The following is a 25,058-nucleotide window of genomic DNA, read 5'->3' on the forward strand; positions in this document are numbered from 1 at the left end:
TCTCAGCAGTCTCAGCAGTCTCAGCAGTCTCAGCAGTCTCAGCAGTCTCAGCAGTCTCAGCAGTCTCAGCAGTCTCAGCAGTCTCAGCAGTCTCAGCAGTCTCATTCGCTACCGTCTGAGTCTGAGGCTCTTCTGTGGGCACTGTGCTTTCAGCAGCAGCTTCTGCCGCACTTGCTTCTGCAGCTGCGTCATTCGCTTTAGGCTCGCTCTCTGCGACGTGCTCGGCAGCGGTTTGCGGCGCTTCCGTGGCGTCTTGGGCTGCGGTTTCTTGAGCCACCGGCGGCTGTTCCGCTTTGAGGTCGTCAGTTTGAGCATCGGCGGCCTTGGTCTCGTCAGCGTTTGGCGCGCTCAAGGCTGCTGCATCGCTGCTGTCAGCCGCTGGTGTGCTGGTGGCTTCGTGCTGCACTGACTCAGGCTGAGCCTGACGGCGCTGGCGCGTCGACTTGCGCGCTTTGTCGGCGCTGTTGGCCGGGCGCTCAGCAGTTGTGCTGTCATCCGCTGCCGCTTGAGCCTGCTCAGCGCTATCGTCTTTTTCGCTGCTTACTTGCTCAGTTGCTGGCTTGTCAGCCGGTGTTGGCGGTGCTTCCGTGTTGTTGTCAGGCGCGCTTGCGGCTTCAGATGTCGCTGTGGCTGCCGGGGCTTCTTGGGGCTGAGGTGCCTGCTCCGCTTCTGCCTGCAGCTTCAGTTGTTCTGCTTCCGCTTGAGGGTTTAGCGCCTGCTTGCGCGAACGATGACGTGGGTTGTTACGCGTACGCTTCGGCTTGCCGTCGTCTTGCTTGCTGTCGTCAGCCTGGGCCGTAGGCGTGCGTTCATCGCTTTTGGGCTTGGCATCACGTGGCTTGTCACGACGGTTATCCGGCTGGGCGGCAGGCTTGGCTGCTTCCTCTTTAGGAGCGTCCTTGTTTACGGGCTCTTTCTGATGCGTGTTTTTCGCGCTCTCTTGGGCCTTGGCATCGTCCTGCTGCGGATGACGACGACGGTTGCGGGTGCGGCTGGGGCCGCTGCGCTTATCGCTTGCATCGTCATTGCGAGGAGTGGCATTACCGGATGGCGTGCTGCTGCGCTGCTCGTTTTTGGCCGTGGTATCACTACGCTGCTCTTGCTTGGGCGAGCTGTCGCTGCGCTCCTGAGCAGGTTTGGAGCGGCGTTCACTGCGTTGCGGGCGGCTACTCTTCGGCTGTTCGGTCTGCTTACTTGGTGCCTGGGCTTCCTGAGCTGGCTGCTGGCTGCCGTCATCGCCGCCCAGCAGTTTAGCAAAGCCGCGGATAAAGCGGCCAAGCACGCTGGGCTGTTCAGCAGTAGCGGCGGGTGCAGGGGTGGCTGCAGCCGCTTTAGCAGGCGTTTCTTCTGTTTGTAGCGATGCCGGTGCTGGGGCGTTGTGTACTACGCTCTTAACGGCCGCTTCGGCCCGCTGTGCGGGCGGTGCAAAGCTAGGGTCAGGTTCTTTGCCAACATCGGTGTCGGTAGACAGCTCGAAGCTGGAGAGCGTATGGCTCTCGTCTTCGTCCAAATGGTCATCCCGCAGGCGCTGAACATCGTAGTGCGGAGTATCCATTTCTGGGCTGGGTAGCAGCACCACGCGAACGCCTTGGCGAGACTCGATATCTGCCAGTACGCTGCGCTTTTCATTTAGCAGGTAAGTGGCCACCGGTACCGGCAAGATGGCGCGAATCTGCGCGCTGCGCTCTTTCATTGCCTCTTCTTCAATCAGGCGCATGATCGAGAGCGATAGTGAACGCACGTCGCGGATGGTGCCTTGGCCGTTACAGCGTGGGCACACTACGCCGCTTGTTTCGCCCAGGGAGGGGCGTAGGCGCTGGCGCGACATTTCCATTAAGCCAAAGCGTGAAATGCGCCCAATTTGCACCCGAGCACGATCTAGCTTCAGAGCATCGCGCATGCGGTTTTCGACTTCACGCTGGTTGCGCGCAGGGCCCATGTCGATGAAGTCGATCACGACCAAGCCGCCAATATCTCGCAAGCGAAGCTGACGGGCAATTTCGTCGGCCGCTTCGGAATTGGTTTGCAGCGCTGTTTCTTCGATATCACTACCCCGCGTTGCGCGGGCAGAGTTAATGTCGATAGACACCAGGGCTTCGGTATGGTCAATCACAATCGAGCCACCTGACGGTAGCTTTACTTCTCGCTGGTAGGCGGTTTCGATTTGTGACTCGATCTGGAAGCGGGAGAAGAGGGGAACTTCATCCGCGTAAAGCTTGATCTTCTGCTGGTAAGAGGGCATTACTTGGCGAATAAACGCCAGTGCTTCCGCATGAATCTCGGGGCTGTCGATCAGCACTTCGCCGATATCCTGACGAAGGTAATCGCGCATGGCGCGAATGATGACGTTGGATTCACGGTAGATTAAGAACGGTGCAGAGCGTTTGCCCGCTTCCGTGGTGATGGATTCCCACACCTGTACGAGGTAATCCAGATCCCACTGAAGCTCTTCCGGGCTGCGGCCAATGCCAGCGGTGCGCACAATCAGCCCCATTTTGTCGGGCACGGTGAGCTGGCCCATGGCGTCTTTTAACTGGCTGCGATCATCCCCTTCGATACGCCGTGAAATACCGCCCGCACGAGGATTGTTGGGCATCAAGACGAGGAAGCGGCCTGCCAAGCTAATAAAGGTGGTCAGCGCTGCCCCTTTGTTGCCGCGCTCCTCTTTATCGACCTGAACGATGACTTCTTGGCCTTCTTTGAGCACTTCTTTAATGCTCGGACGGCCAGAGACATCTTTGACAAAATATTCGCGGGAGATTTCTTTCAGCGGAAGGAAGCCGTGGCGCTCGGCGCCAAAGTCAACAAAAGCAGCTTCGAGAGAGGGTTCTACACGGGTGATTTTACCCCGATAAATATTGGCTTTTTTCTGTTCCCGAGCGCCAGATTCAATATCTAAATCATACAGGCGCTGTCCATCTACCAGTGCGACCCGCAGCTCTTCCGGCTGGGTCGCGTTAATTAGCATCCGTTTCATGTTGTCTCACGTAGCATGGCGTGCCGAAGCGCTTTTAAAGGCTAGCGTCGGCGAATCGCTGGGTGCTGCGTGCTTGTGCTCGGCGCATGGTTATGCTGACGCATTAAGCCGGGAAGGCAGTTTTGCCGACCCGGCCGAAAGGGCGTTGAGTACGTGGCGGCGGCAGAACATGTTTCGGTGGCTGTCACGTCCATCCGGCTCTGCTGACACCGCCCACACCTGGCATTCATCGATTCACCAACGCCGGTATCGGCACAGCGTTGATCTTTGCGCCCCAGAATTGACAGTGCCTTGTGACGAAAAGGGGCTGCCACTCTGAAGCGTAACGTTTATTTAATGACGGGCCTGCCGTTGCTGGCATGACCTGACGCTCTCTGTCGTTACCCATTTACTTAACGGCAGAGTTACTACATTTCAATACGTTATAAGCAGGTAGTGCGTACACTGATCCATGCTTTTTCGCTCTGACCTGCGTGTTTGTCGGGCAGGTGCGAAGGCAAAACGTGGGCAATCATTCGCCATACAAGAATTATATAAGCGGGCCACGTTCGGCCCGGCCACGTTGGCCGATGAGCGCTTTGGAATATAACAGTAAAGACAACCACCAGCAATTGACGCAATGCCGGTGGGTCTACGTTAGAATGCCGTTTTTAGCCTGACGTTAAAGAATGTCACCAGGAGTGCGCGGCAATGTCCGAAGGGCGTGAAGTACAGTGGGTGGATATCGCCCCGGAACAAGCGGGTCAGCGAATCGATAATTTTTTAATGACCCGGCTAAAAGGTGCACCTCGTGCATTGATCTACCGCATCGTGCGTAAAGGTGAGGTTCGGGTCAATAAGAAACGGGTAAAAGTGGATTATCGCCTACAAGCGGGCGATTTAGTACGTGTTCCGCCACTGCGCCTAGCGCCTAAAGAGGCGGTGAAAGAGGTGAGCGATAATCTGCGCGACCTGCTTGTCGGCAGCGTCATTATGGAAGGGCCCGACTGGATGGTGCTGAATAAGCCGTCAGGCTTAGCAGTCCATGGTGGCAGTGGCGTTAAGATTGGTCTCATCGAGGCGTTGCGCCAAGTGCGGGACGACCTAACGTTCCTGGAGTTAGTGCACCGCCTAGATCGTGATACCTCCGGTTGTTTGCTGCTCGCCAAGTCTCGCGATGCGCTGGTAACCCTTAACGAGGCGTTGAAAAAGCACGGCATGGATAAGCGCTATTTGGCGCTGGTGGCCGGGCGCTGGCCGGCCCGTAAAACTTATGAAAGTGCTCGGTTGGACCGTTTTGATGCAGGTAACGGCGAACGGCGCGTGCGGGTAGATCCCAACGGTAAAGTGTCGCGCACCCATTTCTCTGTAGTGGAAACCTTTGAAAAGGTCACGCTAATTGAGGCTGAGCCCGTTACGGGGCGCACACACCAGATTCGTGTGCACGCAGCCCATGCCGGCCATGCGCTGCTGGGGGATGATAAGTACGCTACTCGTGAGAGCGGCTTGTTAACCAAGCAGCTGGGGTTGGGGCGACTTTTTCTCCATGCACGTTCGTTAACATTCCCCGAGCCTGGCAACGGCAGGCCGGTGACGGTAAAAGCGCCGCTTCCGGAGGCGCTTGAAGAGACGCTCAAGCGCGCACGTCAATAAAAGAGAACTGTTATGCGCTACGAGCTAATTATCTTCGATTGGGACGGCACACTCATGGATTCTGTGCCGAAGATTGTTTCCTGTATGCAGGCAGCAGCGGCAGACGCTGAATGGGGTGAGCTTGAAGTCAGCGCCATAGAAGACATTATTGGGCTGGGTCTTCCTGAGGCGATTGCCAAACTCTGCCCAGACATTGATCCAGAGCAGGCGGAGCGCTTGCGCCAGCGCTATTCCCATCACTTTGTTCATGGTGACACCACGCCTATGCCCTTTTTTGATGGGGTTGAAGCGCAGTTGGCAAGGCTGAGAGAGCGGCCTCAGCAGCGACTTGCGGTGGCGACGGGTAAAAGCCGTCGTGGGCTTGATCGGGTTTTTAATGAAACAGGTAGCGGGGGGCTGTTCCACACTAGCCGGACTGCTGACGAAACGCGCTCTAAGCCCCACCCGCAAATGCTGCTAGAGATTTTGGCTGAGCTTCAGGTTCCCGCAGAGCGAGCGGTAATGGTGGGCGATACTGAGTATGATCTTGAAATGGCGCGTGCTATCGGTATGGATCGGGTGGGCGTAACTTACGGAGTGCATACTCCCGCTCGGCTAGCCGCTAGCCAGCCGGTGTGGGTCGCTGAAGACGTGCCGTCGCTATTTGACTGGCTGCGTCATGCATAAGGGCGTCCTTAAACGAAGAGTAGGAACCGACGATGAGTGATGAGCAGCAGCGCGGTGGTGACAGTGAAGAGGCTTCTCAAGGTGAAGATCAGCGTGGTGTTCATGATCGCTGGACCCAGGGGCCGGATGTCTCCACCAAGGCACAAGAGTCTCCGTTGCCAGGTGGGCAGGATGATGATGCGGAAATACTCAGAGAGCGTCAGCGCCTAGCGCAGCTTGAAATGATGGATCGCTGGATTGGTGGCGTCTTGACCGAGCAGCGTAGAACCCGCCGTTGGAAGCTGTTTTTTCGGCTGATGCTGCTGGCGCTAGTGCTGGTATCACTCACGGTTACGTTATATCGCGTGTTTTTAGCCGAGCCGTCAGCCGCGGTGCCTGCGCAGCAACATCTTGCATTGGTGGAAGTGCATGGCGTGATCGCCAGCGATTCGCCCGCTAATGCTGAGCGTATTATTCAAGGGTTAAACCAGGCTTGGGAGAGCCAAAGCGCGTCGGCAGTGGTGCTGCATATTGATAGCCCTGGTGGAAGCCCAGTGCAGTCGCAGCGTATTTACTCGGAAGTTATGCGGCTGCGTGAGCAGGGAGATAAGCCGATTATTGCCGTGATCGAGGATGTCGGTGCCAGCGGGGCGTACTATATTGCCGCCGCGGCGGATGAGATAGTGGCATCTCCCGCCAGCTTGGTGGGCTCTATTGGGGTGATCTATGCCGGTTTTGGCTTTCAAGAAGCCATTGATGAGCTGGGCGTCGAGCGGCGGGTGATGACTGCAGGCGAGAACAAGGCGTTTTTAGATCCATTCCAGCCCTTGGATGAGGAGGTGGCTCGTTTCTGGCAGAGCGTGCTCACTCAAACTCATGAGCAGTTCATCAATGATGTACAGGCTGGGCGTGGTGATCGTTTGAGTGATAGCCCGGAGATCTTTTCCGGGCTGATCTGGAGCGGTGAGCAGGCGCTTGGCTTGGGGCTGGTCGATGAGTTGGCAAGCCTTGAGCAGGTGGCGCGTGCTCAGGTGGGTGAGGCATCATGGGAGAACTATACGCCCCGCCTGGATCCCTTTGAGCGCCTAACGCGGCGTTTTACCCAGGCCGCAGCGGAAGTGCTTGGCTTGCACAGCGGTCATGCGCCTATAAAGTTTCAGGCGCAGTAGCATTAGGCATCGCCAAGCGGGTTCATGCCTGCTTGGCGAAGCATGTCGCACAAGGCAATCAGCGGCAGGCCGATCAGCGCATTGGGGTCACGCCCCTCTAAGCGCTCAAACAGAGCAATGCCTAAGCCTTCCATGCGAAAACTGCCGGCGCTATCCAGTGGCTGCTCTATTGCTACGTAGCGCTCAATCTCCCGCTCGCTCAGCGTGCGGAACACCACGTCAAACGGTTCGATATGGACCTGATGGCGCTGGTGGCGCGTGTCTAATAAGGCCAGGCCAGTTAAAAAAGTGACTCGTTGGCCTGAGAAGCGGGCTAAGTTAGCGCGGGCCCGCTCCGTAGTATGGGGTTTACCGAGAATATCCCCTTCAAACAGAGCAATCTGATCAGAACCAATAATGCAGTGGTTGGGGAAACGTTCCGCGACGGCATTAGCCTTGCTCAATGCTAGGCGGTGAACGAGTGCCTTTGGTGACTCGTCTGGAAGTGGCGTTTCGTCAATATCGGGCGAGTAGCATTGGTAGGGCAGGTGTAGCCTGTCCAGCAGCGCTTGGCGGAAGCGCGAGCTGGAGGCGAGTACGAGGGGGGCGTTTTGCGTTTGCGGCACTATCGTCTCCTTGTGGCCTGAATGGCGCAATATGTACTGGCAATGAGTGTAGCGAAAGCCCAGCGGCATGCCTATTGACGCTGTTTTCATCGATAAACCGATAAGAATTATGCCATGAGCTTTGACACCAGGAGGGCGAGTGCCTATCATTGCGCGCCTATGTTGACCTCACAACTCCCCAGCCGGGTTGAGCCTTATAAGCTTGCAGCCCGCCGCGAACGACTTGAAGGCTTAGTGGCGCTGAATAAGCTGCCCCGCCTCGCTGAAGAAGCAGGTGACCAAACCGGCGACTGTCACGTCGTGCTTGAGTTTGGTGTAGATGCCCAAGGCCGTCGCGAAATTCGTGGCCATTTGCAAGCGACCCTGGCGCTGCCTTGTCGCCGCTGTATGGTGCCGCTTAGCCAAGACGTTTTCAGTGACTTCCTGCTTGGAATGATTACCGACGAAACCTTGGCGGCCGAGCTGCCTGCCAGTCATGAGCCGGTGCTGGTGGAAAATGAACAGCTGGACTTGCTGACGGTAGTTGAGGACGAATTAATCCTCAGCCTGCCGCAGGTGGTCTATCACGATGAGACCGAATGCCATGTCTCGGCGGAGCAGCTGGTCAGCAAGACCGAAGGCGCGGCGGATGAATCCGCTTCAGCCAAGAATCCTTTCGCGGTGCTCAATGCTTTGAAAAGCAGTGGCGCTTTGAAAGGCAAAAAGTAAGCATCACTTACCCTACATACCTTGGAGTAAACACCCATGGCAGTTCAACAGAACCGTAAAACTCGTTCCAAGCGCGGCATGCGTCGTAGCCACGATGCGCTGAGCGCACCGACTCTTTCCCAGGATAAAGAAACCGGTACCACTCACCTGCGTCACCACGTTTCTCCGGATGGTTTCTACCGTGGTCGTAAGGTAGTTGAGGTTTAATCCTTAACTCTCTAACGAGTGGCGAAACAGAGTGGGTGCATTGCGCCTAGCGATTGATGTCATGGGGGGTGACCAAGGCCCTCGTGTCATCATAGAAGGCTCTGCAAGGGCAGTGATTGAACGTCCTGACCTAGAGCTCGCTCTGTTTGGCCCGCGTCAGCGTGTTGTCGCTGAGCTTTCGCGCTTGCCGCAGCCCTTGGCTGCGGCAGCGTCACGTTTAGTCGTCTGCGATGCGCCTGATACTGTGTCACAAGATGCTTCTGCTGCCTGGGCGTTACGCTCTGGGGATAAGACCAGCATGGTGCATATGTTGCGTTATGTGGCACAAGGTTATGCCGCCGCGGGTGTTAGTGCAGGAAACACAGGTGCACTAGTCGCGCTTGCAAGGCGTGAGCTTGGTATGCTGCCAGGCTTTTCCAGACCTGCTATCAGTACGGCGATTCCTGCACGGGGTGGTCGTCGCTGTTATTTGCTGGATTTAGGCGCAAATGTGGATTCGCCCGCATCACGGCTAGTGGATTTTGCCATGATGGGTGCGGCAATGGCGCAATGTATGGATGGTATTAATTGCCCTCGAGTCGCGCTATTGAATGTTGGCGCGGAAGCGACCAAGGGCAGTGCGACGGTGCGAGAGGCTGACCGGCTGCTGCGTGAGCGCGCTACCACATTAAGTTTTGCTTATCAGGGGTATGCCGAAGGTGGTGACATCTTCCAGGGCGATATTGATGTCATGGTCTGCGATGGCTTTGTTGGTAACGTGGTGCTCAAGGCGAGCGAAGGTTTGACCCGTATGCTGGTGGAGCGTGTGCAGATGGCGTTTGAATCGCGTCTTTGTGGCCGTTTAGCAAGCCTACTGGCCAAACCTGTGCTCAAACGGCTCAAGCAGGAGCTTGATCCCGTTCGCTACAACGGTGCCAGCCTACTTGGGTTAAATCGTATTGTAGTGAAAAGCCATGGTGGTGCCCGCGCAGACGGGTTCTACTATGCTATCCAGCGAGCATTGCAGGAAGTAGAGCATGATTTACCGACTCGGCTTGCCAGGCGTTGGGCTTAGCTCCGCTGGCAGCTGGGTGGGTGATAATAATACATTGCACGATTTTTTTGCGGGTTATTGGCGGCAGCAGGATGTGCCATAGCTGTTCTACAGTATTGCCAATAACGACGCCTATCGCTCAACTGAGCAAATGCCTACAAGAGCAAAGGTGAACGACATGTCTCAACCCCTTGCCCTCATTTTTCCCGGGCAAGGCTCTCAGCAGCTTGGAATGCTGCGAGAGCTAGCCGAGCGCTACAGTGTGGTGGGAACGACATTTGAGGAAGCGTCTGACGCGCTGGGCTACGATTTATGGAAAGTAGTCCAAGAAGGGCCGGAAGAAGCGTTGAATTCCACGGCTTGCACGCAGCCTGCGCTGCTGACATCAAGCGTTGCCATCTGGCGCGTCTGGCAGGAGCTGGAAGGTCCTCGCCCCAGCGTGATGGCGGGCCATAGCCTGGGTGAGTATAGCGCTATGGTCTGTGCGGGCGTAATGGGCTTTGCAGAGGGTGTCCAACTGGTGCGCCTGCGCGGAGAGGCAATGCAAGAAGCCGTACCTGCTGGTGAAGGCGGAATGGCCGCCATTCTTGGGCTTGATGACAGCGCGGTGGAAGCCGCTTGCACAAGCGCTGCCCAGGGCGATGTCGTTTCTGCAGTTAACTATAACTCCCCGGGTCAGGTCGTCATTGCTGGTAGCAAAGCAGCCGTTGAGCGTGCCATTGCTGCTTGCCAAGAAGCGGGCGCTAAGCGCGCACTTGCTCTCCCTGTGTCTGTTCCTTCTCACTGCGCGCTGATGCGACCTGCTGCTGAGCGTCTTGCCGAAGCGATGCAGGCGATTGAGCTACGTGCCCCTCGCTATACTGTTATTCAGAACGTCGATGCCCAGGCGCATGCAGATGTTGATACGCTGCGCACTCGTTTAATTGAGCAGCTCTACCAGCCAGTACGTTGGTCCTCCTGCGTTGAAGCAATGTCTGAGCAAGGTGCTAATGTCTTCATTGAGTGTGGCCCAGGCAAAGTGCTGACAGGTCTTAATAAACGTATTGTGCGCGGAGCCAAAGGACTTGCGGTCAATGACCCTGATAGTTTGGACGCAGCACTGGAGCTTGCGCGAGAAACGTTAGCGGGTAATGCGTGATAAACGGCCATTTTCAGCTACCCTTGCTTAGTTCAGTGGAAGGAAACGTGTTATGACGCAAGAAAAACGAGTTGCCTTGGTGACCGGTGCGAGCCGCGGCATTGGTCGCGCTATCGCCCATGAACTGGGCCGCCAAGGGCGTATTGTCATCGGCACAGCGACCAGCGAAGCTGGCGCAGAAAAAATCGATGCCGACCTGAAAGCTAACGGGGTTGAAGGCGCTGGTATGTGCCTGAACGTGACGGACCAAGCGAGCATTGATGAGGTCCTGAAAACCATTGGCGAGCGTTTTGGTGCCCCGACTATTTTGGTTAACAATGCGGGTATCACTCGTGATAACCTCCTGATGCGGATGAAAGAGGAGGAGTGGGATTCCGTCATGGATACCAACCTCAAATCTGTATATCGCGTCAGCAAGGCGTGTCTTCGTGGCATGACCAAGGCGCGTTTCGGGCGGATTGTATCGATCAGCTCTGTAGTGGCAACCATGGGCAACCTGGGCCAAACTAACTACGCTGCTGCTAAGGCAGGTATGGAAGGCTTTAGCCGGGCGTTGGCGCGAGAGGTTGCTTCCCGTGCCATTACCGTAAACGCCGTTGCGCCTGGTTTTATCGCCACCGACATGACCGAAGCGCTGCCTGAAGCCCAGCATGAAATGCTGCTAAAGCAGATTCCGCTGGCGCGTTTAGGTGGGCCGGAAGAGATCGCCGCAGCGGTTGGCTTTTTAACCAGCGATGCCGCAGGCTATATCACTGGTGAAACGCTGCACGTGAACGGCGGTATGAATATGCGTTGATGGCCTTAGGCTTGGCGGTTGCGTCAACTTAAGGGCGTCTATAAACTACCCCGCAGCTTTTGGCTTGCGGTTTCCAAATAGCTGGTTATCTCTAACGGCTAATGTGAACGACTGGAGTACGTTGATGAGTACTATTGAAGAGCGCGTTAAGAAAGTTGTGGCAGAGCGCCTGAACGTTAAAGAAGAAGACATCCAGAATAGCTCTTCTTTCACTGAAGACTTGGGTGCCGACTCTCTGGACACCGTTGAACTGGTGATGGCTTTGGAAGAGGAGTTCGATACTGAAATTCCTGACGAAGAAGCTGAAAAAATCACCACGGTTCAAGAAGCCATCGACTACGTAAACGCCCACCAGTAAGGGCGCGGTCGACGCTGTGAACCAGGGTGGGGTGCTCACCCATCCGTCTTAAAAAAGCCGTCCTGATATGGGGCGGCTTTTTTGCTTTACGCTCACAATGAATATAACGTTCAATCTCCGTTATACTAGTCACCAAATTTCTGCAGCAAATGACCCAGATGGGTCGTGTCACCATGGATGCCTGGAGGAAACTGATGGCGCGAAGAAGGGTAGTGGTAACTGGGTTAGGCCTGGTGACCCCAGTGGGCAATAGTGTCAATGAGTCGTGGGCGAACATTGTCGCCGGTAAAAGCGGCATAGCGTCTATTGAGCACTTTGATACCAGTGGCTTCAATACGCGGTTTGGCGGTTCGGTAAAGAATTTTGATATCAGCCCTTACCTGAACCCCAAAGACGCTCGCAAAATGGATCTGTTCATTCAGTACGGTATGGCTGCCGGTGCTCAGGCGGTACAGGATTCAGGGATAGAGTGCACAGAGGAGAATGCTGAGCGAATCGGCGTGGCGATTGGCTCTGGAATTGGCGGGCTGCCAATGATTGAGCATAACCATAATGCGCTCAATAAAGGCGGTGCACGTCGGGTATCACCGTTTTTTGTGCCTGGTTCTATTATCAATATGATTTCCGGCAACATGGCGATCCAGCACGGCTTTAAAGGGCCGAATATTGCGATTACCACGGCTTGCACCACCGGTACCCATAATATTGGCTACAGCGCGCGCACCATCGCCTACGGCGATGCGGATGTCATGATTTGTGGCGGCGCAGAAATGGCCACCACACCATTAGGTTTAGGTGGCTTCTCTGCCGCGCGCGCGCTCTCAACGCGCAACGATGACCCGCAAGCAGCGAGCCGTCCTTGGGATGCCGACCGCGATGGCTTTGTGCTGTCTGATGGTGCAGGGGTGCTGGTGCTAGAAGAGTACGAGCATGCGAAAGCCCGTGGCGCCACTATCTACGCGGAGCTGGCTGGCTTTGGTATGAGTGATGACGCCTACCATATGACCGCACCGCCTGAAGATGGCCGCGGCGCAGCGCTCTCCATGCGCAATGCGATTAAAGATGCCGCTATTGATCCGGCAGACGTGCAGTATATCAACGCCCATGGCACATCAACTGCCGCCGGCGATTTGGCTGAAAGTCGCGCTATTGAAAAAGTGTTGGGCAGTGCGGCCCAGCAGGTGGCCGTTAGCTCAACCAAGTCGATGATTGGCCACCTATTGGGTGCCGCCGGTGCGGTAGAGGCGGTATTCAGCATTCTAGCAATCCGTGACCAGGTCGCCCCGCCCACCATCAACCTGGATAACCCCCAGGAGGGCTGCAACCTCGACTACGTACCCCATACCGCGCGGGATATGCGTATTGATATCGCGCTCTCCAACTCGTTCGGGTTTGGTGGCACTAACGGCTCCCTGCTGTTCAAAAAGGTATAACTCTTTATGCCCATGCCCCAGGTGCCATTTGATGACCGCGGGCTAGCGTATGGCGACGGTGTATTTGAAACAGTGCTGCTGCGCGATGGGGTACCCGTACTTTGGGATTATCACCTCGCGCGCTTGGAACAGGGCTGTCGGCGCTTGAATATCCCGTTGCCTACCTCTCAACAGCTGGCGCAGGTGTGGCAGTCGCCCCCTGCGGCAGCGCTGGAAGTACTTAAACTAATATTGACACGCGGAAGCGGTGGCCGAGGCTACGCGCTGCCTGATCATCCTGAGCCCAGGCTGATCTTTCGGCGAACGCCTTTTGTTACCAACGGGCAGCGGTGGCAACACGGTGTCTGCGTACGTTTGTGCCATCTTCGTTTAGGGCATCAACCGCTGCTTGCGGGCATCAAACACCTTAACCGTTTGGAGAATGTGCTAGCTCGCCAGGAGTGGCAAGAGAGCCATATTGCCGAAGGTCTGTTAGCGGACCAGTCAGGCGAAATGGTGGAAGCAACCAGTATGAACCTCTTCTGGTCAACGGAAGGGCGTCTTTTGACCCCTCGGGTAAACCGCTGCGGCGTGGCAGGTACTCTGCGCGCTGCGCTATTGGCTAACGGCGTTATTGAAGAAGAGGGGCTGACAGTCTCGGAACTACCACAGGTTGAACGCCTTTGGGTGGGTAATTCGGTACAGGGCGTGTGGCCTGTGTGTGAATTGCTTGATACGCAGGGCGGCCTGATCGCGACTTGGCCTGTGTTAGCAGGGCCAGACCCACTGCAGCGTGAGGCTCACCGCCTGCTGGGCTATCCCAGTGTGTTTCTCGCATCAGAATCCAAATAAATAGATTGAGGTGTCAACGTGAAACGGTTACTTACCGTCTTTGGAATATTGGTTGTGCTGGCCGTTGCCGCTGCGCTCGGCGGTTATGCTTATTGGCAGCAGCGTCTAACGGCGCCAATTGCGGTAGAGGAACCCACCCTATATCAAGTGCCTGCCGGAGCTGGTTTTAATCAAGTCATTCGCGATTTAGAGGCGCAAGGAGTGCTTGAGGATGCCTGGGCATTTAAACTACTGGCGCGGATAGACCCAGAGCAGGTGCCAAGTCTACGGGTTGGCGAGTACCGCCTCACACCGGGGATGAGTGGGCGAGAGGTGATGGCCCTGCTGGGCAGTAATAACGTGGTGACTTATTCGCTGACCGTACCTGAAGGATGGACCTTTCGCCAAATGCGTGCGCTGCTAAATAGTGCGCCGAAGCTTGAACACCGTACGGCAGACATGAGTGACGAAGAAGTCATGACGCTGCTGGACCGTGAGGACACCTTTCCTGAAGGTTGGTTCTTCCCCGATACCTACCGCTATCATCTGGGCATGAGCGATGTCGATATTTTGAGCCAAGCGTTAAATCGGATGGAGCGCATTTTGGAGCAAGTGTGGGCGGAACGGGATGACGATTTAACCATTGAAACGCCCTATGAAGCGCTAATTATGGCATCGCTGATTGAGCGGGAAACCGGGGCGCCTGAAGAGCGCAGAGAGATTGCTGGGGTATTTAAGCGCCGGATGGAGCGTGGCATGCGTCTGCAAACAGACCCCACGGTAATATACGGCATGGGCGAGCGCTATGATGGTCGCATCACACGGGCAGACCTACGTGAAGCCACCCCTTACAATACTTATGTGATTGACGGCATGCCGCCGACGCCGATTGCCATGCCAGGGCGAGCCTCATTGGAGGCGGCGGTGAAGCCGCTACCCGGCGAAACGCTCTATTTTGTGTCCCGAGGTGACGGCACGCATCACTTCTCGCGCACATTACGCGAGCATAACAATGCCGTGAATCGCTATATTCGAAACCGTTAAATAGCTAAACACTGAACATGTCGATGGCGTATCTATTGAGTAAGGGGCAGCAATGAGCAAGCGCGGACGCTTCATCACCCTAGAAGGCGGTGAGGGAGTCGGTAAGTCTACCAACATGGCGTTTGTCGAAGCATGGCTAACGGCCCAGGGAATTGAAGTGGTGCGAACCCGTGAGCCGGGCGGCACCCCCCGCGCAGAAGCAATTCGTGAGCTGCTGCTTGACCCTGCCCCCCAAGAGCCGCTGAGCGTTGATGCCGAGCTGTTACTAGTCTTTGCGGCCCGTGCACAGCATCTAGCGGAAAAAATCCTGCCAGCGTTAGCACGGGGTGCCTGGGTGGTATGTGACCGTTTTACCGATGCCACCTTTGCCTATCAAGGCGGCGGGCGCGGGATCAACCCCGCACGCATTGCCCAGTTAGAGCAATTTGTACAGCAAGGCCTTGCCCCCGATCTCACTCTGCTGCTGGATATGCCGCCCGAAGCTGCCAAAGAGCGGTTAGAAGGCCGCCTACGCGACCTAAATACCCAGCGTGACCGGTTTGAGCAAGAGCAGGCGGATTTCTTTATGGCGGTACGCCGAGCTTATTTGGATCGCGCGGCCGCTTCGCCTGAGCGCTTTGCGGTGATTGATGCAGCTCAGCCGCTAGAGGTGGTTCAAGCGGCGCTAAGCCACGTATTGGAAGAACGGGTTGCCCAATGGCAATAACTGGCGTATTGCCCTGGCATCAGGCCACTTGGCAGCAGCTGGTGCGCCTTGCCAACAGTGGGCGCATGCCCCATGCCTTGCTGATTAGCGGTGCCCATGGGGTTGGCAAGCAGCAGTTGGCAGAAGCGTTGATCGCTAGAACGCTATGTGCCCAGCCCGGCGAGCAGGCTTGCGGGCAGTGTCACAGCTGCGCCATGTTGGCCTCTGGCTATCACCCTGATCTACTGCGGGTGTCGCCAGAAGAGGGCAAGCGCCAAATCCGCATTGACCCCGTTCGCGAAGTGAATCGGTTTGTCTCGCAAACGGCGCAGCAGGGTGGCTACCGAGTGATTGTGATCTCACCTGCTGAAGCCATGAATATTGCCGCCGCCAACGCGCTGTTGAAAAGCCTGGAAGAACCCGGCGATAAAACGTTATTTATCCTACTTTCAGATGTGCCCTCCCGCACGCTGCCAACGATTCGTTCGCGCTGCCAGCAGTGGCCCCTAGCAAGCGTGCCCTTTGATGATTGTAAAGGGTGGCTGACCCAGCAGTTGGGTGGCGATGAAGCTCACTTCTGGTGGCAAGTGTCAGGCGGCCTTCCCCTGTTAGCGGTTGAGCTGGCCGCTCCCGATGAACGGGCGCTGCGCCACCAGATTCACGACTGTTTCGAACAGTTAGTGCGCGGGGCAGAGCCTGTTTCAGAGGCGGCGAGGCTGGATCGCCAAGCGATTGATGCGATCTTATGGTACGGTATTGCTTGGCTTGAAGACTTGATTCGTCTGGGGCTATCGGGCGAGCAGAGCGTGCTACACAATCCTGATTTAACGCCGCTTTATCGCCAGGCGGTGAAAAATGGCCGCGTACAGGACTGGTTCCGGCTATTAGATTACGCCAGAGAGCAGCGCCGCTTGCTGGCCGTTGGAGCAAACCCGAATCCACAGCTGGTGCTTGAAGCTTGGCTGGTGCGCTGGTCTGCACTGCTGCGCTCCTGACAATCTAATGCAATGAGGTAGTGATGGCTGCTCAAAAAGCACTCTCTTTAACGATACCCGACGTGCCCACGCTGCTATCTGCCTACATGCCGTTTTTGGATCGAGGCGGTATTTTTGTGCCTACCAAAACGTTGTATAGCCTCGGGCAACCCGTTGTACTGCTGCTAACGCTGCCAGGGGAGAGCGAGCGCCTCTCCGTCACCGGTCAGGTGATTTGGATCTCGCCAGAAGGTGTTAGTGGCCGAAGACTGCCAGGCATTGGCGTGCACTTTAGTCAGCAAGATTACTCTGTGCGTGACCGTATCGAGACCCTGTTGGCCGGGCAGCTTGATAAAGCGCCTCCCTCGTTTACGCTCTAAGCTAGCTATCTCCTATTTACTTCCAAAGAGCACTGCATGTTTGTCGATTCTCACTGTCATCTAGACCGTTTATCAGAGCATACACATGGCGGCGATGTGGCCGCCACGTTGGATGCTGCCCGTGCTGCCAACGTTAGCCAGTTTTTAGCCATCTCTACGACGTTAGAAGAGCTGCCGGGCTTGGCCGCCATTGCCAGAGCACATCACGATGTGGCTATTTCTGCGGGCCTTCACCCGCTCCACCAAGCGCCAAATGAGCCGACGGTGGACGATATCGTAGAGGCTGCTGAACAGTATGGAGCGGTAGCGATTGGTGAGACAGGGCTGGATTATCACTACCAGGAGAGCGTGCCTGTCAGCGTTCAGCATGAGCGATTCAAGCGGCATCTCATCGCTGCGAATGAGCTAGAGTTGCCGGTCATCATTCATACCCGCGAGGCCAAAGAGGATACGCTGGCGCTGCTGCGTGAATACAGCAATCCTCAGGTGGGCGGCGTCATCCACTGCTTTACTGAAGACCTGGACATGGCGCGGGAGGCGGTTCGGCTTGGATTCTATATTTCTCTTTCCGGCATTATTACGTTTCGTAATGCGGCATCGCTCAGAACACTGGCACGTCAGCTTCCGTTGGATCGGCTGTTAATTGAAACCGACAGCCCTTATTTGGCCCCTGTCCCTTATCGCGGTAAGCCCAATGAGCCTGCCTGGGTCGTTGAAGTCGCGGAGTGTATTGCGCGTGAACGAGGCATCAGCGTGGATGAAGTTGCCATGCAAACGACCGTTAATTTTTACCATCTGTTCCGCGCTGCGGCACCAGACGCGCCTGCCCATGTCAAAGAGGCCTTGGCACAGTCTGGGCTTGTGGTGTAACACGCGGTGACAACCACTGGAGGTCGGTGATGAATATTGATCGACTATTGCAGCAGTCAGAAGGCTCAGCATCTATTCCCCCTGTTGATACCTGGCAGCCCGCGCTATCAGGAGAAATGGATATCCTGATTCAGGAGGATGGCTCCTGGCTGCATGAAGGGCAGCCGTTTGCTCGTCCTGCGATTGCCAAGCTGCTCTCCAGCCTGCTGCGTCTGGATGCCGATGGATACTGCCTGGTCACTCCCGTGGAGCGCTGGCGCATTGCCGTAGTGGACCGCCCCTTTGTCGTGGTCGAAGCGGATTTCCACGATGATGCCTGGTGGCTAAAGACTCAATTTGACGATGTAGTACGTCTGGATGACGAGCATCCCATTGCGCTGACCGCCACACCCGACGGTGAGCTGGCGCCTGAGTGTGCCATCCGGTTCGGCTTGGCAGCGCGGCTGCACCGCAACGTGTTTTATCGCCTAGTAGAGCAGGCCCGCATCGTAGAGAGCTCTGCGGGCGATAGCGAATGTCAGCTCTACAGCGCGGGCAGCTGGCACCTGTTGGGCCAGTGGAGCGATAGCGTACCAAGTGAGTCGCTGTGAAGTTAACTGCCGAGCAGCAAGCTGTTGTTCACCATAGGGAAGGGCATGCGCGTGTAGCCGCCGTGGCGGGCGCAGGTAAAACCACGACCATGGCTGCCCGAGTGCTCCACCTGTTAGGCAGTGGCGTTCCTCCCAGGCGAATGCTGGTGCTGATGTTTAACCGCTCAGCGAAAGATGACTTCCAGCGTCGCCTAGCCAGCATGGCCCCAGCAGGCCAGCCGTTGCCCGACGTTCGTACTTTTCACTCCCTAGGCCACCGGCTGACCCAAAGCCTGTGCCGCTGGGGGGCGCTCGCCCCCAGGCGGCTACTCTCTGCTGAATGGCAAATGGAGCGCTTGCTTCGTCAAGCTAGCCTGAATGTGCTTGCCGGCCAGGTAGATCGTCGCGACGCTGCGCTGGAAGGTGATCGGCTAGAGGCGTTGGCACATTTTTGTGGCCTAGTGAAGGCCGAAATGCTGCCTGCGGCGACGCTTTATGAGCGCCTTAATTACGAGCCGGATACCGACTATTTCCCTACGGCCTTCGAAGAAGCCGAGCGGCTGCTGCACGCTGAAGGCGTCATGACCTATGCGGACCTGCTCTACCGCCCACTGCAGGCCCTGGAAGCGGACGCCACGCTCCGCAAGCGGGTCGAAGGTTTCTTGGATCATGTGATTGTTGATGAGTACCAGGATATCAATACAGTTCAGCAGCGGCTGCTGGCCGTGCTTGCTGGGCCGAGTGCGAATGTGATGGCTGTGGGCGATGCTAACCAGTGTATTTATGAGTGGCGCGGTGCTCGTCCAGACACGATGCTGGAGAACTTTACCGCCACCTTCGGCAAAGCCACCGACTATCCGCTCTCCATGACCTTTCGCCACGGGCATGCCTTGGCGCTGACGGCTAACCACGCCATCATGGCCAATCAGCGTCGGCCCGATCAGCTCTGCTTGGCCGAAGCAGGTAATCCAGACACTCGCGTAACCGTAGGTCAAGGAAGCCGACTGTTACTGGATGCCTTGATTGACTGGCAGGCCCAGGGGAGGGCGCTCAGTGATGCTAGCCTGCTAGTGCGAAGCTGGGCGCTCTCGGTGCCTTTCCAGCTTGCCTTGCTGCAGGCGGGTATCCCCTTTCGTCTGCTGCGAGAAGATCGCTTCGTGTTCCGCTTGCCCCTGGTGCAGGCGTTGGCAGGTTATCTGAAGCTCTCCAGGCGTCCAGAACTGCTTCACGACCCAGAGCAGTTGCTGCTGCTGTTATCTCAGCCAACCCCCTTTGTCGCCCGTGAACGCCTGCAGCGTCTGGCTTACCAGTTAGCGACAACCCAGCAGTGGCCGGAGCGGCACGAGCCCGTTCTGGCAGCGCTAAAACCGTTACAGCGGCGCACGCTAAAAAAACGCTGGGAGCTACTGTGTGAGCTGCCCAAACTTAGCGCATGGCCCCCGGCCAAATTGCTCGGCCATGTGGTAGAGACGATTGACGCTGAAAAAACGCTGAAACGTGCCGCCGCTAGACGCGATAAAGGAGAGGAGGACGTGCGTTTGCTCGACGTGCTGATTGAGCAGGCTGAGAGCGTACAAGATCCAGACGCCTTCATTGAGCTACTTGAACGTCCGGTGGAGAATCAGGCTGGCGGCGTGCTGGTCAGTACCGTGCACGGTGCCAAGGGCCTCGAGTGGCCGCTAGTGGCCGTTGCAGGCGTTAATGAAGAAGACTTTCCCCACTATAGCCGCGATAACCCGCTGAATGATGAGCGCTTAGAGGAGGAGCGGCGGCTGTTTTATGTGGCCATCACACGTGCCAAGGAGCAGTTGCTGGTTCTTCACGACGGAGGAGCACATCGGCCAAGCCGTTTTATTGCCGAAAGTGCCTGGCAGGATGGTATGCGTGTCGCCGCTTGTTTAGCCAATCAGCAGGCGCCAGATACGCCGTTAGAAGTGCAATCCCCTAGCTTAGTGGCCCGTTACTTGGAAAGAGTAGGGCGCGCCGACATTGCCTTAGCCGCACCACAGGTGAAGGAGTCTTCAGCTGGTTACCAAGCGGGTAGCCACTACTACCCCGGTCAGCGCTTGCTGCACGCAGTGTTTGGAGAAGGCGAAGTGGCGGCAGTAGAGGGTAATCCGTCCGACCCGGTGATTGATGTGCGGTTTGTGCAAGCCGGGCGACGTCGTCTCATCGCCCGCCGTGCACCTATTGAGGTGATGGAGCCTCCTGTGCAGCCAGCGTAGCCAGCTGCACCATTGCGATCCCTGTTACATATTTGGCCTGTTACATATTTGGATAGTTCGGGCCGCCACCGCCTTCAGGGGCTACCCAGGTAATATTCTGGGCGGGGTCTTTGATATCGCAGGTTTTGCAGTGCACGCAGTTCTGGAAGTTAATCTGGAAGCGTGGCTTGCCTTGATCATCTTCGACGACTTCATACACCCCCGCTGGGCAGTAGCGCTGGGCAGGCTCGGCATACTTGGGCAGGTTGTCACGAATCGGTAGATCGGGATCTGCAAGCCGCAGGTGGCAAGGCTGATCCTCTTCATGGTTCGTATTAGATAAAAACACCGAGGTGGATTTATCGAACGATAGCTTGCCGTCCGGTTTCGGGTAGCTGATTTTCTCGAACTCAGCGGCAGGCTTTAGCGCGCCGTGGTCGGTAGTGGTGTCATGAACGTTGGGTAGTTTATTGCCCAGCAGCTGGTTCACGAAGTTATAGGCGCCGCCGCCAACCGTGCCATATTTGTGAATGGCAGGGCCGAAGCTCGCACTCTCTTTCAGCTCCTGGTAGGCCCAGCTGGCTTCCCACTTGCTGGTAAAGCTGGCAAGCTCTTGCCCACCCTCATCGCCATCTTTGATGGCTTCAAAAACGCTCTCTGCAGCGACCATGCCAGACTTCATCGCCGTATGCAGGCCTTTAATCTTGGCAAAATTCAGGGTGCCCGCATCACAACCAATCAACAGGCCGCCGGGGAAGGTCATTTTCGGCAGGCAGTTGAACCCTCCTTTGGCAATGGCCCGTGCGCCGTAAGCTACCCGTTTGCCGCCTTCCAGGTACTGGCTGAGCACCGGGTGGTGTTTCATGCGCTGAAATTCATCGAACGGGGAAAGCCACGGGTTCTGGTAACCGAGGTCCATAATCAGGCCCACTACCACCTGCTGGTTTTCCGCGTGGTAGAGGAACCAACCGCCGTGGGTGTTGCTGTCTAGTGGCCAGCCGGAGCCGTGAACTACCAAGCCGGGTTCGTGCTTCTCGGCGGGCACATCCCACAGTTCTTTCAAGCCGATGCCGTAATGCTGCGGGTCGCGTCCAGCATTCAGTGAGAAGTCATTGATCAGTCGCTTGCCTAGGTGGCCCCGTGCGCCCTCTGCAAACAGCGTGTACTTAGCGCGCAGCTCCATGCCAGGCATATGGCCGTCTTTGGGCGTGCCGTCGGCACCTACGCCCATATCGCCAATCAAAATGCCGCGTACCACATTATCTTCAATGATGACTTCCTGAGCAGCAAAACCAGGAAATATTTCAACGCCCAGCGATTCCGCCTGCTCGGCCAGCCAGCGGCACAGGTTGCCTGCGCTAATCACGTAGCGAGTTAAATCGCCGCCGGTGTTATGCATGCTTTTCGGCACCAGCGCATTAGGAATTTTTTGCGCTTTTTCGGCGTCTTTTAATAGATACACATCATCGCGAACGGCTGGTGTATTAAGGGGAGCATCGCGCTCCTCCCAGTCGGGGAAAAGCTCAGCCAATGCGCGCGGCTCGAATACTGCGCCGGAAAGAATGTGGGCGCCTACCTCAGAGCCTTTTTCGACGACACAGACGGTGAGCTCCTGCTCTGCCTCGTTAGCCTGCTGCATTAAACGGCAAGCGGCTGCGAGGCCTGACGGGCCTGCGCCAACGATAACAACGTCAAATTCCATTACATCACGTTCAACGTTTTCCACCCGGTTTCTCCTTATTCTCATAAGCACCATCTTTTCGCTAACTAGCGATTGAGAACTAGCTTATGAAAAGATGGCCTTAATTTAAAACGGTCGTTTGCTTCTGGTTATCTCCCATGATAGGCATAATACCTGTGTCAGGTCACCCCTACGATGGCAAATGCACACTTTATGAGCGTTGATAACAGCGATGATCATGGTGTGCTACGACCAAGGCCGCACGAATTGAGTGTTGTTGCTGGCAGGTGGGCTGTGGCAAATTGATAGGGTTTTTCATTTACTGCCCTATCAAACGCTTGCATGAATTTTTAGCGTCGCCATTTTCTTGGTGACGCCTGTCCGGGTTAACGGCTTCTATACACAAGCCAAGCGAGGAACCTATGAAAGTACTCGTCGCGGTGAAACGCGTCATCGACTACAACGTCAAAATCCGCGTCAAAGCGGACCATTCTGATGTGGACCTTACCAACGTCAAAATGGCCATGAACCCCTTCTGCGAAATTGCCGTGGAAGAGGCGGTGCGCCTGAAAGAGAAGGGCGTAGCCACCGAAGTCGTGGCCGTGACCGTAGGCCCCAAGGCCGCCCAAGAGCAGCTGCGCACCGCGCTGGCGCTGGGTGCTGACCGCGCTATCCATATCGAAACCGGTGAGCGCGCCGAATCGCTGGCAGTGGCCAAACTGCTGGCCAAAGTGGTGGGCGAAGAGCAGCCGGGCCTCGTCATCCTGGGCAAGCAGGCCATCGACACCGACAACAACCAGACCGGCCAGATGCTCGCCGCGCTAACCAATCTGCCGCAAGGTACCTTCGCCTCAGAAGTCGCGGTAGATGGCGACAAAGTTAATGTCACGCGTGAAATCGACGGCGGTCTGCAAACCGTTGCCCTCACACTCCCGGCGATCGTCACCACCGACCTGCGCCTCAACGAGCCGCGCTACGCCAAGCTGCCGGATATCATGAAGGCCAAGAAGAAGCCGTTGGATGTCAAAACCCCCGCTGACTACGGCGTGGAAGTGGCCTCCAAGGTTACGCTGCTCAAAGTGCAATCCCCCGCCGAGCGCAAAGGCGGTATCAAAGTCGCCTCGGTGGATGAGCTGATCGACAAACTGAAAAACGAAGCCAAAGTGCTTTAAAAGGAGCTGATCTCATGAGCATTCTGGTACTTGCCGACCTGCATGAAGGTCAGTTAGCGGGCGCGACCGCTCACGTCGTCGCAGCGGCCCAAGCCATCGGTGGCGATATTGATGTGCTGGTCGCCGGTGAAGGCGTCCAAGCGGCTGCCGAGGCGGCCGCTAAACTCGACGGCGTGAGCAAAGTGCGCGTGGCGGACAACGCCGTGTACGCCCACCAGCTGGCCGAGCCCATGGGCGCGCTGCTGGTGGAGCTGGCGGGTGATTACACCCACGTACTGGCCAGCGCCTCCACCACCGGTAAAAACGTCCTGCCGCGTCTGGCGGCTATGAAAGACGTCAGCCAGTTGTCGGATGTGATTGGGGTAGAGAGCGCCGATACCTTCCTGCGTCCGATCTACGCCGGTAACGCCATCGCTACGGTCAAAAGTGACGACGCGCTAAAAGTCATCACCATCCGCAGTACAGGTTTCGATGCGGTCGGTACCGGTGGTAGCGCCACAACGGAAGCGGTGGACTTCGTCGCCGACAACGCCCAGTCCAGCTTTGTGAAACAAGAGCTGGCGCAAAGCGACCGCCCGGAACTCGGTGGCGCCAAGGTCGTCATCTCTGGTGGCCGCGGCATGGGCAACGGCGAGAACTTCAAACTGCTGGACGGCATTGCCGACAAGCTGGGCGCGGCCATTGGCGCTTCCCGTGCGGCGGTCGATGCGGGCTTTGTTCCTAACGACATGCAGGTGGGCCAGACCGGTAAGATCGTCGCGCCTGAGCTGTACATTGCGGTGGGTATTTCAGGTGCGATCCAGCACTTGGCGGGCATGAAAGACTCCAAGGTGATCGTCGCCATCAACAAAGACGACGAAGCGCCGATCTTCCAGGTCGCCGACTACGGCCTAGTGGGGGATCTGTTTGAGATCCTGCCGGAGCTGGAAAGCAAGCTGTAAGCCGTTGAATTACTTGTCCGTCAAAAGCCGACTTCGCCAGAAGTCGGCTTTTTTATTTGGGGTGAATTCGATAAACTGACAATAGTTGACTAAGGTACTGGGATAAAAGATTTGCCGCCCATGGCAAAAAAATTGCCGTGGTGGTGGTTGAAAAGGGTGGAGTAAGACCACACCTACTGTAGTGAACGCAACAGAAGCCACTCAAGGAGAAGATAGCATGGCACATACCCTTCCTGAACTGCCGTACGCTTACGATGCTCTCGAGCCGAACATCGACGCGATGACGATGGAAATTCACCACTCTCGTCACCACAACACCTATGTCACCAACCTGAACGGCGCGCTTGAAGGTACTGGCCTTGAAGACGTTCCGGTTGAAGAGCTGGTTGCCAACCTGGATCGCGTACCAGAAGAGAAGCGCCAAGCCGTTATCAACAACGGTGGTGGTCACGCTAATCACTCCATGTTCTGGCAGATGATGTCTCCCAATGGTGGCGGTCAGCCCCAGGGTGACGTGGCAAAAGCCATCGACGCAGAGTTGGGCGGCCTTGATGCGTTTAAAGAAGCTTTCAAGAAAGCGGCGCTAGGTCGTTTTGGTAGCGGCTGGGCGTGGCTGTCCGTCACGCCGGAGAAAAAACTGGTCGTTGAGAATACCCTGAACCAAGACAGCCCGCTAATGCACGGCAACACGCCGGTGCTGGGTCTGGACGTTTGGGAGCACGCTTACTACCTGAAGTTCCAGAACAAGCGCCCGGATTACGTTGAAGCCTTCTTCAATGTTATCAACTGGGAAGATGTTGAGCGTCGCTACCAAGCCGCTACTGCTTAAATTTGCAGTCGGCAAGCGCGGTATAGGCTCTCTATACCGTGGAAAAACCGCCCTCAATCCAGGGGCGGTTTTTTTATTGCTGGGTATAGCGCTGGTAATTGACTGTCAATAACCTGTGGATGAAAAAATACCATATATGCTTGAATTGATTTTCTCGTGGTCTATATATAGTATGCGTGCTGTCTTTTAGAGGGGTAG

24 protein-coding genes are annotated in these 25,058 nt (G+C 56.4%); 21 read left to right on the plus strand and 3 right to left on the minus strand.

Going from position 1 to position 25,058, the window contains the following annotated elements; all coding sequences use genetic code 11:
- Positions 1-2,977 (minus strand): ribonuclease E (gene rne, locus ACIGG6_RS12015; RefSeq protein ID WP_399844659.1); only part of this gene is annotated, 2,977 nt, incomplete at its 3' end.
- 690 nt (positions 2,978-3,667) lie between these two features.
- On the opposite strand from rne, the gene ACIGG6_RS12020 reads away from it, so the two are divergent.
- The 3 genes from ACIGG6_RS12020 to sppA are packed head-to-tail and all read left to right on the plus strand — an operon-like array spanning position 3,668 to position 6,423.
- On the plus strand, positions 3,668-4,609 hold the full coding sequence (locus tag ACIGG6_RS12020) for an RluA family pseudouridine synthase (protein WP_054645061.1): 942 nt from the start codon (positions 3,668-3,670) through the stop codon (positions 4,607-4,609).
- 12 nt (positions 4,610-4,621) lie between these two features.
- Complete coding sequence (locus ACIGG6_RS12025) at positions 4,622-5,275, plus strand: HAD family hydrolase (protein ID WP_399844661.1); 654 nt, start codon at positions 4,622-4,624, stop codon at positions 5,273-5,275.
- Between the two features lie 32 nt (positions 5,276-5,307).
- Positions 5,308-6,423: a signal peptide peptidase SppA gene (sppA, locus tag ACIGG6_RS12030; protein ID WP_399844662.1), complete on the plus strand. Its 1,116-nt coding sequence runs from the start codon at positions 5,308-5,310 to the stop codon at positions 6,421-6,423.
- A 2-nt stretch (positions 6,424-6,425) separates the two neighbouring features.
- Here sppA and ACIGG6_RS12035 read toward each other — a convergent pair whose 3' ends face one another.
- On the minus strand, positions 6,426-7,028 hold the full coding sequence (locus ACIGG6_RS12035; RefSeq protein WP_399844664.1) for a Maf family protein: 603 nt from the start codon (positions 7,026-7,028) through the stop codon (positions 6,426-6,428).
- Positions 7,029-7,187: 159 nt separating this feature from the next.
- Here ACIGG6_RS12035 and ACIGG6_RS12040 point away from each other — a divergent pair, with 159 nt between their 5' ends.
- From ACIGG6_RS12040 to ACIGG6_RS12110, 15 genes are all read left to right on the plus strand, one after another.
- On the plus strand, positions 7,188-7,736 hold the full coding sequence (locus ACIGG6_RS12040) for a YceD family protein (protein ID WP_399844666.1): 549 nt from the start codon (positions 7,188-7,190) through the stop codon (positions 7,734-7,736).
- A gap of 36 nt (positions 7,737-7,772) precedes the next feature.
- Positions 7,773-7,943, plus strand: a complete 171-nt coding sequence (gene rpmF, locus ACIGG6_RS12045; protein WP_009099300.1) for a 50S ribosomal protein L32 — start codon at positions 7,773-7,775, stop codon at positions 7,941-7,943.
- Between the two features lie 40 nt (positions 7,944-7,983).
- Positions 7,984-8,997, plus strand: coding sequence for a phosphate acyltransferase PlsX (gene plsX / locus ACIGG6_RS12050; protein ID WP_253503078.1), 1,014 nt, complete (start codon positions 7,984-7,986; stop codon positions 8,995-8,997).
- Between the two features lie 157 nt (positions 8,998-9,154).
- Entirely contained in the window at positions 9,155-10,114 is a 960-nt protein-coding gene (fabD, locus tag ACIGG6_RS12055; protein WP_399844667.1) for an ACP S-malonyltransferase, read from the plus strand.
- 52 nt (positions 10,115-10,166) lie between these two features.
- Entirely contained in the window at positions 10,167-10,910 is a 744-nt protein-coding gene (fabG, locus tag ACIGG6_RS12060) for a 3-oxoacyl-ACP reductase FabG (protein ID WP_253503055.1), read from the plus strand.
- A gap of 124 nt (positions 10,911-11,034) precedes the next feature.
- On the plus strand, positions 11,035-11,268 hold the full coding sequence (gene acpP / locus ACIGG6_RS12065; protein ID WP_008956801.1) for an acyl carrier protein: 234 nt from the start codon (positions 11,035-11,037) through the stop codon (positions 11,266-11,268).
- Positions 11,269-11,462: 194 nt separating this feature from the next.
- Complete coding sequence (gene fabF, locus ACIGG6_RS12070; RefSeq protein WP_253503058.1) at positions 11,463-12,701, plus strand: beta-ketoacyl-ACP synthase II; 1,239 nt, start codon at positions 11,463-11,465, stop codon at positions 12,699-12,701.
- A 6-nt stretch (positions 12,702-12,707) separates the two neighbouring features.
- Positions 12,708-13,532, plus strand: a complete 825-nt coding sequence (gene pabC / locus ACIGG6_RS12075; RefSeq protein WP_399844670.1) for an aminodeoxychorismate lyase — start codon at positions 12,708-12,710, stop codon at positions 13,530-13,532.
- Positions 13,533-13,550: 18 nt separating this feature from the next.
- A complete protein-coding gene (mltG, locus tag ACIGG6_RS12080; protein WP_253503064.1) occupies positions 13,551-14,555 on the plus strand; it encodes an endolytic transglycosylase MltG in 1,005 nt (334 codons plus the stop codon).
- A gap of 52 nt (positions 14,556-14,607) precedes the next feature.
- Positions 14,608-15,261, plus strand: coding sequence for a dTMP kinase (gene tmk, locus ACIGG6_RS12085; RefSeq protein ID WP_399844673.1), 654 nt, complete (start codon positions 14,608-14,610; stop codon positions 15,259-15,261).
- Positions 15,252-16,235: a DNA polymerase III subunit delta' gene (locus ACIGG6_RS12090; RefSeq protein ID WP_044629222.1), complete on the plus strand. Its 984-nt coding sequence runs from the start codon at positions 15,252-15,254 to the stop codon at positions 16,233-16,235. Before tmk ends, ACIGG6_RS12090 begins: the two co-directional genes overlap by 10 nt.
- A 23-nt stretch (positions 16,236-16,258) precedes the next feature.
- A complete protein-coding gene (locus tag ACIGG6_RS12095; RefSeq protein ID WP_058577895.1) occupies positions 16,259-16,594 on the plus strand; it encodes a PilZ domain-containing protein in 336 nt (111 codons plus the stop codon).
- A 36-nt stretch (positions 16,595-16,630) separates the two neighbouring features.
- Positions 16,631-17,464 carry a TatD family hydrolase gene (locus ACIGG6_RS12100; protein ID WP_058577896.1) on the plus strand — a complete coding sequence of 278 codons (834 nt, stop codon included), beginning with the start codon at positions 16,631-16,633 and terminating at the stop codon, positions 17,462-17,464.
- A 29-nt stretch (positions 17,465-17,493) separates the two neighbouring features.
- On the plus strand, positions 17,494-18,054 hold the full coding sequence (locus tag ACIGG6_RS12105; RefSeq protein WP_399844675.1) for a DUF1285 domain-containing protein: 561 nt from the start codon (positions 17,494-17,496) through the stop codon (positions 18,052-18,054).
- The gene (locus tag ACIGG6_RS12110) at positions 18,051-20,258 is read left to right on the plus strand and encodes an ATP-dependent helicase (protein WP_399844677.1); all 2,208 of its coding nucleotides are present in this window, start codon (positions 18,051-18,053) and stop codon (positions 20,256-20,258) included. The genes ACIGG6_RS12105 and ACIGG6_RS12110 overlap by 4 nt, the downstream gene beginning before the upstream one ends.
- Positions 20,259-20,298: 40 nt before the next feature.
- Here ACIGG6_RS12110 and ACIGG6_RS12115 read toward each other — a convergent pair whose 3' ends face one another.
- The gene (locus ACIGG6_RS12115; RefSeq protein WP_399844679.1) at positions 20,299-21,963 is read right to left on the minus strand and encodes an electron transfer flavoprotein-ubiquinone oxidoreductase; all 1,665 of its coding nucleotides are present in this window, start codon (positions 21,961-21,963) and stop codon (positions 20,299-20,301) included.
- A 377-nt stretch (positions 21,964-22,340) separates the two neighbouring features.
- Between ACIGG6_RS12115 and ACIGG6_RS12120 the strand changes: the two genes are divergently transcribed.
- The 3 genes from ACIGG6_RS12120 (at position 22,341) to ACIGG6_RS12130 (ending at position 24,860) form a co-directional block, all read left to right on the plus strand.
- Positions 22,341-23,090 (plus strand): electron transfer flavoprotein subunit beta/FixA family protein, encoded by a 750-nt coding sequence (locus ACIGG6_RS12120; RefSeq protein ID WP_399844681.1) that lies wholly within the window; start codon positions 22,341-22,343, stop codon positions 23,088-23,090.
- Between the two features lie 14 nt (positions 23,091-23,104).
- Positions 23,105-24,031, plus strand: a complete 927-nt coding sequence (locus ACIGG6_RS12125) for an electron transfer flavoprotein subunit alpha/FixB family protein (protein WP_399844683.1) — start codon at positions 23,105-23,107, stop codon at positions 24,029-24,031.
- Positions 24,032-24,248: 217 nt separating this feature from the next.
- On the plus strand, positions 24,249-24,860 hold the full coding sequence (locus ACIGG6_RS12130; protein WP_399844684.1) for a superoxide dismutase: 612 nt from the start codon (positions 24,249-24,251) through the stop codon (positions 24,858-24,860).
- The last annotated feature ends 198 nt before the right edge of the window (positions 24,861-25,058 follow it).

The sequence above is a fragment of the Vreelandella lionensis genome, from assembly GCF_044543515.1.
GTDB lineage: Bacteria > Pseudomonadota > Gammaproteobacteria > Pseudomonadales > Halomonadaceae > Vreelandella > Vreelandella lionensis.

What these genes read in the sequence shown, in the direction of transcription:
- ACIGG6_RS12020 (WP_054645061.1), top strand. Translation starts at nt 3,668, where the DNA reads ATGTCCGAAGGGCGTGAAGTACAGTGGGTGGATATCGCCCCGGAACAA.
- ACIGG6_RS12025 (WP_399844661.1), top strand. Translation starts at nt 4,622, where the DNA reads ATGCGCTACGAGCTAATTATCTTCGATTGGGACGGCACACTCATGGAT.
- sppA (WP_399844662.1), top strand. Translation starts at nt 5,308, where the DNA reads ATGAGTGATGAGCAGCAGCGCGGTGGTGACAGTGAAGAGGCTTCTCAA.
- ACIGG6_RS12040 (WP_399844666.1), top strand. Translation starts at nt 7,188, where the DNA reads ATGTTGACCTCACAACTCCCCAGCCGGGTTGAGCCTTATAAGCTTGCA.
- rpmF (WP_009099300.1), top strand. Translation starts at nt 7,773, where the DNA reads ATGGCAGTTCAACAGAACCGTAAAACTCGTTCCAAGCGCGGCATGCGT.
- fabD (WP_399844667.1), top strand. Translation starts at nt 9,155, where the DNA reads ATGTCTCAACCCCTTGCCCTCATTTTTCCCGGGCAAGGCTCTCAGCAG.
- fabG (WP_253503055.1), top strand. Translation starts at nt 10,167, where the DNA reads ATGACGCAAGAAAAACGAGTTGCCTTGGTGACCGGTGCGAGCCGCGGC.
- acpP (WP_008956801.1), top strand. Translation starts at nt 11,035, where the DNA reads ATGAGTACTATTGAAGAGCGCGTTAAGAAAGTTGTGGCAGAGCGCCTG.
- fabF (WP_253503058.1), top strand. Translation starts at nt 11,463, where the DNA reads ATGGCGCGAAGAAGGGTAGTGGTAACTGGGTTAGGCCTGGTGACCCCA.
- pabC (WP_399844670.1), top strand. Translation starts at nt 12,708, where the DNA reads ATGCCCATGCCCCAGGTGCCATTTGATGACCGCGGGCTAGCGTATGGC.
- tmk (WP_399844673.1), top strand. Translation starts at nt 14,608, where the DNA reads ATGAGCAAGCGCGGACGCTTCATCACCCTAGAAGGCGGTGAGGGAGTC.
- ACIGG6_RS12090 (WP_044629222.1), top strand. Translation starts at nt 15,252, where the DNA reads ATGGCAATAACTGGCGTATTGCCCTGGCATCAGGCCACTTGGCAGCAG.
- ACIGG6_RS12095 (WP_058577895.1), top strand. Translation starts at nt 16,259, where the DNA reads ATGGCTGCTCAAAAAGCACTCTCTTTAACGATACCCGACGTGCCCACG.
- ACIGG6_RS12100 (WP_058577896.1), top strand. Translation starts at nt 16,631, where the DNA reads ATGTTTGTCGATTCTCACTGTCATCTAGACCGTTTATCAGAGCATACA.
- ACIGG6_RS12105 (WP_399844675.1), top strand. Translation starts at nt 17,494, where the DNA reads ATGAATATTGATCGACTATTGCAGCAGTCAGAAGGCTCAGCATCTATT.
- ACIGG6_RS12120 (WP_399844681.1), top strand. Translation starts at nt 22,341, where the DNA reads ATGAAAGTACTCGTCGCGGTGAAACGCGTCATCGACTACAACGTCAAA.
- ACIGG6_RS12125 (WP_399844683.1), top strand. Translation starts at nt 23,105, where the DNA reads ATGAGCATTCTGGTACTTGCCGACCTGCATGAAGGTCAGTTAGCGGGC.
- ACIGG6_RS12130 (WP_399844684.1), top strand. Translation starts at nt 24,249, where the DNA reads ATGGCACATACCCTTCCTGAACTGCCGTACGCTTACGATGCTCTCGAG.